Origin of the sequence: Thiorhodovibrio frisius, from assembly GCF_033954835.1 — a bacterium.
Taxonomy (GTDB): domain Bacteria; phylum Pseudomonadota; class Gammaproteobacteria; order Chromatiales; family Chromatiaceae; genus Thiorhodovibrio; species Thiorhodovibrio frisius.
Map to the genome: position 1 here is coordinate 143,115 of NZ_CP121471.1, position 9,037 is coordinate 152,151.

Genomic DNA, 9,037 nt, shown 5'->3' on the forward strand with positions numbered 1-9,037 from the left:
TGCGTTAGTGACGGGTGAGAAATTGACAGAACAATGGCAAGACTCCCGAGAGCAGGTAGTTCCGGGGTTGCCGCATCATGTAACGCAGCGCGGCAATCGACGGCAGCAGACGTTTTTTAGCGATGACGACTATGCGGAGTATCGTCGATTGCTCGCGCTTTTCTGTCGAGCTTGTGAAACGCAGGTGCTGGCCTACTGCTTTATGCCCAATCATGTGCATTTGATTCTGGTGCCCGCGACGGAGTTTGGCTTGCGCGATGCATTTGGTGAGGATCATCGGCGCTACACCCGCATGATCAATTTTCGCCAAGGCTGGCGCAGGCACCTATGGCAGGACCGGTTCCACTCGTTCGTCATGGATGAGCGGCATTTGATCGCCGCTGCCCGATATGTGGATCTGAATCCCGTGCGCGCTCGCCTGTGCCAACGGCCAACGGCATTGATTTCGACGAAGCAGTGACTGTATTTACCGATGCGCTTGCGATCACAATACCAGATATTTCCCATTCCGAAGGGGAGCCTCGTTTCATCGATGTTGGTTTGTCAGCGAGAGGGCGTCTTTTGGTTGTTGTCTATACTGAACGAAGTGACAATATACGCATGATCAGTTGTCGCAAAGCCACGCCTGCGGAGCGCAAGGAATATGAAAGAGCAGCATGATGAGATGATTAAAGAGGGTTATGAATTTAGCCGTGGAGTTTGGGGCAAGCATTACCGGAAGATGCGTGAGGGTTATCAGATAACGATTCATCAAAAAGATGGCGGCACGGTGGTCAAAGAATACCTGATGCCGCCAACTGCGGTCGTTCTGGAACCAGATGTATTTACGCGATTTCCAAATTCAGATGCTGTTAATGAGGCTTTGCGTCGCCTGATGTCAAGCCACTACAATTCCAATTCCAATTCCGATGACAGTATACTTAATCCCACGCACTGATCTCTCCTGAGCGCTGGCCCCTACCATCCAGCCCCGGGGTTCGCACCTCAATTAAAGGGGCCATATATGGTCTGCCCCGCGATGGAGAATAGAAAATCTCCCCTCGGCTGGATCACCATGCCCTGGAAAATGCATCGTGCTGTCCGGGAGTTTTGGGCGGAGCGGAATTAATCGATGAAAGCGCTTGATACCCTCATTCACCTCGGCGCCGGCCCTTGCCGTGAGTTCGAGGCCCATCTCGCATCCGGCACCAAGCGGCTGGTGCTCGTTGAGGCCGACCCGCAATTGACGGAGTCTCTGCGGTCACGCGCCCAGGGGCTCACCCAGGTCAGCGTCACCCAGGCCGCTTTAGCCCCCGCCGCAGGCGCTGTCACCTTCCACCGCTACAACCTGCCTGACGCGGGCAGTTTGCAGCCGGCCACCGGCCTCCACAACCTATTCCCCGGCCTAAAGCTGCAAGAGAAGCTACCGCTGCAAGCCCTCGGCCTTGGCGATTTTATCAACTCGCTTGCGCTCGCGGCCGAAGGGCACCACCGGCTCATCATCGACCTGCCCGGTCAGGAGATGGCCAGCCTGATGGCACTGGCCGATGCCAGTCAGCTGCAAGGTTTCCGGCAGCTCGATCTCCACTGCGGAAATCAGCCCCTCTACGAACAGGCGGTTGCTGCCGAGGAAATCCTCGGTTGGTTGGGTGAGCAAGGCTTCGACCTGATTGAGCGCGACGATGCGCACGATCCTGACCGACCGCGCTGGACATTCCAGCGCAACGCGCTTCTCATGGAGCTAAAAGCGGCCAGGGCAGAGATAAGCCGACAAACCCAGCTCGCCGCCGAGCGGGCGGAGGAACTCAAAAAAACGTCCCAAGCCGGGGATCAGGCCAGGGACCAAGCCCAGGCGCAACTCGCCGAGCTAACCAAAGCCCGGGACGCCGCGAAAGCCGAAGCGGAAAAACAAACCAAGTCAGCGGCCCAGCACAAAGCAGAAGCCGAAAAGCAAGCACAACTGGCCACCCAGCACGCCGGGCAACTCGCCGAACGCGACCAAGCCCAGGCCACGCTCGCGCGCGACAACGGCGTTATCCTGCGACTACAACAACTGCGCGATGCCGATCTCAAAGACCTGCAGCTGCGCTACGCGCAAGTCCTTGAGCAAAAAAACAAGCAAGACGCCCTACTCAAACAACTTACCGAACGCCTCACCGCCGCCTCCGGCTACCTGCACCAGCTAGAGCACAACCCCTCGGACGACACGCGAAAACTCACCAAGCATCACGGAAAGTCTAGCAAAAAGCGCAAGAAAAAATAAGCCGATGCATCGCCCCACAACCAACAGCGCCCCGCCCCGCTTCCGCGAGGCCATCGACAGCGCCCTCGACCTGCTGCACGACTATGCCGAGCATCCAGCCGCCAACGCCAACGCCAACGCCAACGCCAAGGCCAAGGAACTCGCGCATCCCCTGCCCAGCCTGCTTGAGCAATGCCAACAACTGCTCGCCGAAACCGATGTTCAAAACCCACCACCGGTGCGTACCGTTCACAGCCTCGCCTGCACCGGCGGCACGCTCATCAGTCGCTGCATCTCCGCCCAACCCAACACGCAGGTGCTCAGCGAAGTTGACCCCCTCAGTCCCTTCGTCCCCGGCGGCTTTCTGCCGACTGACCTCATCGGCCTGAGCCGCTTCAGCTCCCGCCCCGCTGACCGCGAAACCCAGATCCAGCTCTTCCTCGCCGGCCTGCAAGTGCTCTATGATCAAAGCCTGCGCGCAGGCCAGCATCTCATCCTGCGCGACCACAGCCACGGCCATTTTCATTTCAGCGACACCATCCCTGATCGGCCCACGCTACGCGACATCGTCCAGCGCGCCCACCCGGTGCGCTCCCTGGTCACCGTGCGCCACCCGCTCGACGCCTACCTCAGCCTGCTCGACACCGGCTGGGTGCAGCACTTCAGCCCACCCACGCTCAACGAATACGCCCAGCGCGTCCACGCCTTTCTCGATGCCTACCCGGACTGCCCGCTGATCCGTTACGAAGACTTCGTCGCCGAACCTACCACCGTCATGCCAAGCCTCTGCGAGGCCCTGGCACTCAGCTACAATCCAGATTTCACCGACACCTTCGCGGTCATCGAACTCTCTGGCAACACCGGCCGCAGCGGCGACCTGATCAGCCCCCGCCCGCGCCGCCCGCACCCGCCCCGCCTCGATCAGGAAGCGCAGGCCTCCGAAGCCTATCAAACCCTGCTCACCCGCCTGAGCTATCCGGCATGATGCACAACACACTCCTCGACCCCAACATTGAGCCCAGCGAACTCTCCGGCAGGATGTGCAATTTTGACCGCACCCTCTGCGAAGAAATGACGTTTCTGTTTATGGACGCGGTTTAATCGTTACCATGATAAATGTTTTAGAAAACCCAGCGATTCGCCAGCTCGCGCAGCCGCTGACAGTGGCCAGCTACCATCTGTTACGCGACTGTGGCGCGGTTGGTATTAAAACCGAACTCCTCCGTGGTGTCGTCACCAGCAAAATAACCAAAACCCCCTTGCATGAATACTTGGTCGAACGCCTCATGGCCGCCCTGCGCGATCATCTGCCCCCAGGCTATTTCCTGCGCAAAGAAGGCCCTTTAACATTCGCCGACTCGGAGCCTGAACCAGACATCTCCGTGGTCAAAGGCAAACCCAAGGATTTTCGCCAGGCGCATCCCACCACCGCTCTGTTGGTCGTGGAAGTGGCGGTCTCTTCGCTGAGCATTGATCGTGAAAAAGCCGCGCTCTGCGCCGCTGCCGGCATCCCCTGTTACTGGCTGGTCAATGCGCAAGAGCAGAGCGTCGAAGTCTCCACCGACCCCGAGCCCGAGGGTTATCGCCAATGCGACATCCTCACCGACACCCTCGTCTCGCCCTTCGGTCAAGCCATCCACCTGCATGACCTGTTCTAACCGTCGCGGCAGAAAGCCAACGGCGCGCCTCGGTCGGCCTGCACCTGCTCGACTTCGACTTGTTCACTGCCACCCAGGCCGAACGCCAGCAGGCCCTCTGGCGCTTCGAGATGCGCGACGAGACCCAGCCCCAGGTCTCGCTCGGAAACATCCTGCAGATGAACCTGGTCGAACTGAAAAAGGCTGATCGCCTCGGGCTACCACCCGGCCCACTACGCGCATGGATCACCTTCTTCAAACACTGGCAGGAGGATCTCACCATGGCTGCCGTGACCCACGAACCCGTCCAACACGCCATGAACCGAATCCGCCAACTCAGCGTCGACGAAGAGGCCCGCCGTCTCGCCTTCGTGCGCGAGCGGGCGCTGCATGATGAGGTCTTGTTTCTGAATGAAGCCAAGCGGGAAGGGCGCGAAGAAGTGGCACGCAACCTCCTGGCCATGGACCTCCTGACCGATGAGCAGATTGCAACCGCCGCCGGCTTGACCGAATCCGCCGTCAAAGCACTGCGGGATGCGAGCCAATGACCCCGCGAACTCAGTGGCAAGGCCAATCTCGGCCCGCTAGGCGGTTTCAGCAGGGCCTACGACTTTTCTCGCCAACCTTGTTCTGACTTCTGTTACCATTCGAGCACAGATGCAGGAATGATCATGCGCGAACTCCTCGACCCCACCAACGACTACGTCTTCAAGCGGCTGTTTGCGGAAGCCCCGGAGCTGCTGGTGGCCCTTATCAACGACCTGCGCCCCGACTTCCCCGACATCACCTCAGTTGAGATCCTCAACCCCAACATCGAGCCCAGCGATCTCACCGGCAAATACATCATCCTCGACGTGCTGGCACGGGATACCGAAGGCCACTGCTACAATGTCGAGATCCAGGTACGCCGCTACGGTGCCTGGCACAAGCGCGGGTTGTTTTACCTGGCGCGCACCCTCGGCGGTCAGCTCAGTGCAGGCGAAGACTATCAAGAGCTGCGCGCCTCAGTCGGCCTGCATCTGCTCGACTTCGATCTGTTCATCGCGAACGATGCCGAACGCCAGCAGGCGCTCTGGCGTTTTGAGATGCGCGATGAACGTCAGCCAAACGTATCGCTGGGGAACATCCTGCAGATGAACCTGATCGAACTGAAAAAGGCTGATCGCCTCGGACTGTCACCCGGTCCACTGCGCGCCTGGATCACTTTTTTCAAACACTGGCAGGAGGAACTCGTCATGGCCGCAGTCGCCCACGAACCCGTCAATCAAGCAATGAACCGAATCCGCCAACTCAGCGCCGATGAAGAAGCGCGCCGCCTCGCGTTTGTGCGCGAGCGAGCGCTGCGCGATGAAGTGTCGTTTCTGAACGAAGCCAAGCGGGAAGGGTTACAGGAAGGGTTACAGACAGGAATGCACAAAGGAATGCAAAAGGGATTGCAGGACGGCCGCGTAGAAGGCCGCGAAGAAGTCGCGCAAAATCTGATCGCAATGAACCTACTGACCGATGAGCAGATTGCTGCCGCTTCAGGCTTAACAGAGGCTGAGGTTCAAGCGCTTCGCGATGCAGTAAAAGTAAAGGACTGATTATCTCCATGCTCGCCACCGAGGCCGACCGCCGGCAGGCCATCTTGGGCTTTGAGATGCGCACAGCGCAACCCTTCCAGCCCCCGTGCTGGTGCATGCACGACAAACCGGCATCCCGCCCTCGCCCAAGCCCTTCGATTTAGATTCGATTCCCTTCCCCAACATCCCAAGATGGTCTAAACTCCAACCCAACGCGCAACACAAACACAACCGCGCCAGCCCCAGGTCCACCCAGGCCACCACCCCAAGCCAAACCGGCCAACCGCAAGGAACAACCAGGCAGAGCACACGCCCGACCGCGCCGCCGCCCCTGCTCATGCCCGCCCTTCATGAACCTTCGCCCCAACCCGCGCACGGGCCCCAACACCAAAGCCCCCTGCAACGCGGCAACGCTGCCCTGCGCGCGGGCCATCCGGCCGCCACCATGCCCTCGGCCTGCTGGACCAAGCCCAGCACCGCAGCGGCCCCATCGCCTCGCAACTGGCCGCCAACCTGGTGCGCACGCGCCACCGCCCGCCGCGATCACGGGGTAGCCACGACACCCCCTAGCGCCATCCCCCGGAGCCAAGCGCCACTTCGCCCGCGCTTTTTCACTGTCGCGTCGAAGTCGGCGGCCAAACCCACTGGTTGGGCTTTAATCCCGCCAGCGCCGAGCACTATCGCCTGGAGGGGGACCGGCTGCACTTCCGGTACCGTCCGACTCGTCGGCACTGACGAAGACAAGATCGTCGCCGAGGCCAACCGGCTGCTGGACGATCCCGATGCCTACCAATCCATGGCGCGTGCGCTCAACCCCTATGGGGATGGCCTAGCGGCGACGCGTATTCGTGACGCCCTTCAAGCATAAAGCCCATGCCAATCATCAGCCGCTTTTTTGGCATCATCATTCGGATGTTCTTCAACGAACATGCCCCGCCGCACTTTCACGCCGAATATGGCGAACACCGTGCCACCATCGACATTCGCTCGCTGACCATCATGGACGGCAAATTGCCTCGTCGAGCGACCGAGCTAGTGCTTGATTGGGCTGAGTTGCGCCAAAGTGAATTGTTGCGTGATTGGGAGCTGTGCCAACAGCATCAGCAACCGGATGAGATCGCACCGCTAAACTGAGGAGGTTTTCGAGAATGGATTGGGACGTGAAAGAAGCCCGTGTGGTCGAGCACGGGTGCATCTATGTCAAGTTTGCAGATGGTTTGGAAGGGAAGGTTCGCTTTCAGCCCACGGCCTTTCGTGGCGTCTTCGAGAAACTACGTGACCCAAATGAATTCAACAAGCTAGCGGTCAATCAATACTTTGTGACTTGGCCGGGTGAGCTGGATTTGGCTCCAGATGCCATGCATGCTCATATCAAAGAAACCGGAGAATGGGTCATCAACTAGGTCGACCCATAAGCATCGCGCAAACCTATCGAGGATCGTCATGATGGCAGTCACCGCACAGGCATCTATGGTCAAGGTCGTGGGCGCCAATGGCCAAATATCGCTGGGCAAGCAGTACGCAGGACGCCAGGTCTTGGTTGAAGAGCGTGAGCCAGGGGTTTGGATCGTGCGCACCGCCACGGTCATTCCCGACAATGAACACTGGCTGCACGAATCACCGGCAGCCACTGATCTGCAGGCAGCCATGAACTGGTCGCTCAGTCACCCGGCGTCGGACAGCGATATTGATGCCACGCTGACCCGGCTTGCTCATGACCAGTCCTGAGCCCAGCGTCAGGCTTGACCTGAATAATCCGGTCTTCCAAGACCAGCTGTTCGCATTGCAAAAGGCTGAGCGGCACGCAGGCTTCAAGACCGAGCCAAGACACCCGTCCAATCAGATCACCGCACAGGGCACCATCTTTTCTCTTCCTTCCCCTCCCTCCCAAGATAGTTTAAACTTCAACACATCGCGCAACACAAAACAAAACCGCGCCAGACCCAGGCCCCAGGCCCCAGGCCCCTCAGGCCCAAGCCGCCAACCCCAAGGCAAACCGCCAAAACCAGAAGAAACAACCAGGCAGAGCACACGCCCGCGCCGCCGCCCCTGCTCATGCCAGCCCCTCATGAACCTTCGCCCCAACCCGCGCAGGCACCCCAACACCAAAGCCCCCTGCAACGCGGCAACGCCGCCCTGCGCGCGGGCGATCCTGCCGCCGCCATCCGCCACTACGCCCTCGGCCTGCTCGATGAAGCCCAGCACCGCAACGGCCCCATCGCCGCGCAACTGGCCGCCAACCTGGTGCGCGCATCGAAGCCGCGCATGCCCAACATCCTCCTCGGGCTGCTCTACCGCCTGCTGTGGGATGCCCGCGTCCTGGTGGACATCGACGACGATGAACTCGCCTTCGTCGGTGGCCAGCCGCTGTTGCGCGACGGCGCCAGCGCGGGTGCTGGCGCCGGCTCGCCCGCCGAGCACGCCCTCGCGCACTGGCTGCAACGTTACAACGGCCTGCCACCCGGGGACGACCTGCCCGGGCGCCCTTGGACCGAACTCGGCATGAGCCTCGCCACCGCCTTCGACGGCCTCAGCGTCGTCAACCGCGCCCTGCAACAGCGCCACGGCGGCGTCATCATTCGCCACGCCCGCGACCCGCGCCAGTTCCAGCCCGCCGCCGCGCCCCGCGCCACTGCCCTCGCGCGCCTGCGGAGCGCTCACCCGATCAGCGCCGATGCAGCATGAATCAAGACGCCGACGACTTCGACAGCCCTTGGAAAGACGCGCTCATCCACGCCTTTCCTGACTTCATGGCCTTCTACTTCCCACGCGCCGCCGCACAGATCGACTGGAGCGCCGGCTACACCTTTCTCGACCAAGAACTGCGCCAGGTCGTGCGGGATGCCGAGTTGGGTCGCCGTCGGCTTGATGTCCTGGTGCGCGTCAGCGACCGCGATGGCAGCGAACATTGGCTCTACATTCACGTCGAAATCCAAAGCCAGCGCGATGACCAGCTGCCTGAGCGGCTCTATATCTACAACTATCGCCTCTATGATCGCTATCGCCGCCCAATTGCAACCCTGGTGGTTCTCGCCGATCCCAGCCCCACCTGGAAACCACGCAGCTTTCGCGCCCGCTCCCTGGGCTGTCAGATCGCCATGCGCTTTCCGGTCGCCAAGCTCATGGACGCTCGTGATCGCCTTGAGGCCTTGCTCGCCGACCCCAATCCCTTCGCCCTCATCACTGCGGCCCATCTGCTCACCCAGCAAACCCATGGCAATCACGCCGAGCGCTATACTGTCAAATGGCGACTCGCCCGACTGCTCTACCAACGCCGCTGGGAGCGGCAGCGCATCATCGATTTGTTTGCTATCATCGACTGGATGATGCAACTGCCCAAAGACCTGGAACATCAACTCTGGCAGCAGCTCGAAACCCTCGAGAGGAACACACAGATGCGATATGTCACCTCCGTTGAACGCATTGGAATCGAAAAGGGCCTGCAACAAGGCGCCGCCGACGTGCTCTTAAGGCAAATGGAGCGCCGTTTCGGCCCGCTGGATGATGGGACCCGCGCGCGCATCGCCGAAGCCGATTCCGAGCACTTACTAGAGTGGTCCGACCGCATCCTCGACGCCCAGACCCTCAATGACGTCCTACACTGACCGCGGCGCGCG

Annotated in this window: 12 protein-coding genes and 2 pseudogenes; all 14 read left to right on the forward strand. The window is 60.5% G+C overall.

Going from position 1 to position 9,037, the window contains the following annotated elements; all coding sequences use genetic code 11:
* Positions 1 to 33: 33 nt before the first annotated feature.
* Positions 34 to 433 (forward strand): annotated as a pseudogene (locus tag Thiofri_RS00710) (transposase); the annotation flags it as partial.
* A gap of 23 nt (positions 434 to 456) precedes the next feature.
* Complete coding sequence (locus Thiofri_RS00715; RefSeq protein WP_255324616.1) at positions 457 to 660, forward strand: BrnT family toxin; 204 nt, start codon at positions 457 to 459, stop codon at positions 658 to 660.
* Positions 644 to 937, forward strand: a complete 294-nt coding sequence (locus Thiofri_RS00720; protein WP_009146678.1) for a hypothetical protein — start codon at positions 644 to 646, stop codon at positions 935 to 937. The genes Thiofri_RS00715 and Thiofri_RS00720 overlap by 17 nt, the downstream gene beginning before the upstream one ends.
* Positions 938 to 1,111: 174 nt before the next feature.
* A complete protein-coding gene (locus tag Thiofri_RS00725; RefSeq protein ID WP_009146679.1) occupies positions 1,112 to 2,242 on the forward strand; it encodes a hypothetical protein in 1,131 nt (376 codons plus the stop codon).
* 4 nt (positions 2,243 to 2,246) lie between these two features.
* Positions 2,247 to 3,206 carry a sulfotransferase family protein gene (locus Thiofri_RS00730; RefSeq protein WP_009146680.1) on the forward strand — a complete coding sequence of 320 codons (960 nt, stop codon included), beginning with the start codon at positions 2,247 to 2,249 and terminating at the stop codon, positions 3,204 to 3,206.
* Positions 3,207 to 3,330: 124 nt separating this feature from the next.
* Positions 3,331 to 3,879 carry a Uma2 family endonuclease gene (locus tag Thiofri_RS00735; RefSeq protein WP_009146682.1) on the forward strand — a complete coding sequence of 183 codons (549 nt, stop codon included), beginning with the start codon at positions 3,331 to 3,333 and terminating at the stop codon, positions 3,877 to 3,879.
* Between the two features lie 23 nt (positions 3,880 to 3,902).
* Positions 3,903 to 4,406: pseudogene (locus tag Thiofri_RS00740) on the forward strand (Rpn family recombination-promoting nuclease/putative transposase); the annotation flags it as partial.
* A 123-nt stretch (positions 4,407 to 4,529) separates the two neighbouring features.
* Positions 4,530 to 5,441 (forward strand): Rpn family recombination-promoting nuclease/putative transposase, encoded by a 912-nt coding sequence (locus Thiofri_RS00745; protein WP_009146684.1) that lies wholly within the window; start codon positions 4,530 to 4,532, stop codon positions 5,439 to 5,441.
* Between the two features lie 316 nt (positions 5,442 to 5,757).
* Complete coding sequence (locus Thiofri_RS00750) at positions 5,758 to 6,288, forward strand: UDP-N-acetylglucosamine 2-epimerase (protein WP_083848386.1); 531 nt, start codon at positions 5,758 to 5,760, stop codon at positions 6,286 to 6,288.
* 5 nt (positions 6,289 to 6,293) lie between these two features.
* A complete protein-coding gene (locus Thiofri_RS00755) occupies positions 6,294 to 6,554 on the forward strand; it encodes a DUF4160 domain-containing protein (protein ID WP_009146686.1) in 261 nt (86 codons plus the stop codon).
* Between the two features lie 14 nt (positions 6,555 to 6,568).
* Positions 6,569 to 6,823 carry a DUF2442 domain-containing protein gene (locus Thiofri_RS00760; protein ID WP_009146687.1) on the forward strand — a complete coding sequence of 85 codons (255 nt, stop codon included), beginning with the start codon at positions 6,569 to 6,571 and terminating at the stop codon, positions 6,821 to 6,823.
* Between the two features lie 40 nt (positions 6,824 to 6,863).
* The gene (locus Thiofri_RS00765; protein ID WP_009146688.1) at positions 6,864 to 7,148 is read left to right on the forward strand and encodes a hypothetical protein; all 285 of its coding nucleotides are present in this window, start codon (positions 6,864 to 6,866) and stop codon (positions 7,146 to 7,148) included.
* Positions 7,149 to 7,475: 327 nt separating this feature from the next.
* Positions 7,476 to 8,105 carry a hypothetical protein gene (locus Thiofri_RS00770; protein ID WP_040854240.1) on the forward strand — a complete coding sequence of 210 codons (630 nt, stop codon included), beginning with the start codon at positions 7,476 to 7,478 and terminating at the stop codon, positions 8,103 to 8,105.
* Positions 8,102 to 9,025 (forward strand): DUF4351 domain-containing protein, encoded by a 924-nt coding sequence (locus Thiofri_RS00775; RefSeq protein WP_009146689.1) that lies wholly within the window; start codon positions 8,102 to 8,104, stop codon positions 9,023 to 9,025. Before Thiofri_RS00770 ends, Thiofri_RS00775 begins: the two co-directional genes overlap by 4 nt.
* The last annotated feature ends 12 nt before the right edge of the window (positions 9,026 to 9,037 follow it).

What these genes read in the sequence shown, in the direction of transcription:
- Thiofri_RS00720 (WP_009146678.1), top strand. Translation starts at nt 644, where the DNA reads ATGAAAGAGCAGCATGATGAGATGATTAAAGAGGGTTATGAATTTAGC.
- Thiofri_RS00725 (WP_009146679.1), top strand. Translation starts at nt 1,112, where the DNA reads ATGAAAGCGCTTGATACCCTCATTCACCTCGGCGCCGGCCCTTGCCGT.
- Thiofri_RS00730 (WP_009146680.1), top strand. Translation starts at nt 2,247, where the DNA reads ATGCATCGCCCCACAACCAACAGCGCCCCGCCCCGCTTCCGCGAGGCC.
- Thiofri_RS00735 (WP_009146682.1), top strand. Translation starts at nt 3,331, where the DNA reads ATGATAAATGTTTTAGAAAACCCAGCGATTCGCCAGCTCGCGCAGCCG.
- Thiofri_RS00745 (WP_009146684.1), top strand. Translation starts at nt 4,530, where the DNA reads ATGCGCGAACTCCTCGACCCCACCAACGACTACGTCTTCAAGCGGCTG.
- Thiofri_RS00750 (WP_083848386.1), top strand. Translation starts at nt 5,758, where the DNA reads ATGCCCGCCCTTCATGAACCTTCGCCCCAACCCGCGCACGGGCCCCAA.
- Thiofri_RS00755 (WP_009146686.1), top strand. Translation starts at nt 6,294, where the DNA reads ATGCCAATCATCAGCCGCTTTTTTGGCATCATCATTCGGATGTTCTTC.
- Thiofri_RS00760 (WP_009146687.1), top strand. Translation starts at nt 6,569, where the DNA reads ATGGATTGGGACGTGAAAGAAGCCCGTGTGGTCGAGCACGGGTGCATC.
- Thiofri_RS00765 (WP_009146688.1), top strand. Translation starts at nt 6,864, where the DNA reads ATGATGGCAGTCACCGCACAGGCATCTATGGTCAAGGTCGTGGGCGCC.
- Thiofri_RS00770 (WP_040854240.1), top strand. Translation starts at nt 7,476, where the DNA reads ATGCCAGCCCCTCATGAACCTTCGCCCCAACCCGCGCAGGCACCCCAA.
- Thiofri_RS00775 (WP_009146689.1), top strand. Translation starts at nt 8,102, where the DNA reads ATGAATCAAGACGCCGACGACTTCGACAGCCCTTGGAAAGACGCGCTC.